The following is a 720-nucleotide window of genomic DNA, read 5'->3' as shown; positions in this document are numbered from 1 at the left end:
CTTCACCAGGGTGTAACTGTAACTGGCTTCAGGAAGAGGCTTCAGTGCGGGTTTATCAAGCTGGATGAAGAGTTCTGCACGTGAATAACCCAACTTCTGCATTATTTTGTTATTCAGTCTTTCCAGCAACTCCCGAATGCGCTGATTAAGCGATGCAAGGCTGTAGAAGATCTCATGCCTGATTCGGGCCATGATCCAGCGTTCAACAACCTGAACGCCAACTTCAGCTTTGGCTTTATCTTTCGGTTTACGTGGCCGCGCAGGCAAAACTGCGACATTATAATGCTCAAGCATCTGCTGGTAGGTAGGGTTAACGTCAGGATCATACTTACATGCCCTGGATGTGGCGCTTTTCAGATTGTCCGGAACAACAAGTTCAGGAACGCCACCCAACCACTGGAAGCAGCGAACATGACTCATCACCCAGTCTTCAAGCTGCTGAGACCAGGTGGCCTCTGCCCATGTGTAACTTGATGCCCCGAGAACAGCTACGATGACCTGAGCAGTTCTTATTTCTCCGGTCTCAGGGTCGGTAACGCCAACGGTAGGTCCACAGTAATCAACGAAAAGTTTTTCGCCAGCTTTATGTACCTGACGCATTGATGGTGAAGTGGTTTTGAGCCATTCACGGTACATCCGGCAGTAATGGTTATAGCTGTAAAAACCGCCTGGATTACGCTCACAGTATTCTTCCCAGAGTAGCTGCAGCGTCACGCATTT

General features: G+C 49.0%; 1 pseudogene. It reads right to left on the bottom strand.

Annotated features, from left to right (window positions below):
- Positions 1-720 (bottom strand): annotated as a pseudogene (gene istA, locus EA14781_RS22030) (IS21-like element ISEc12 family transposase); the annotation flags it as partial.

Source organism: Escherichia albertii NBRC 107761 = DSM 17582 (assembly GCF_000759775.1).
GTDB lineage: Bacteria > Pseudomonadota > Gammaproteobacteria > Enterobacterales > Enterobacteriaceae > Escherichia > Escherichia albertii.
This window is presented reverse-complemented; position numbering and strand designations above follow the sequence as displayed.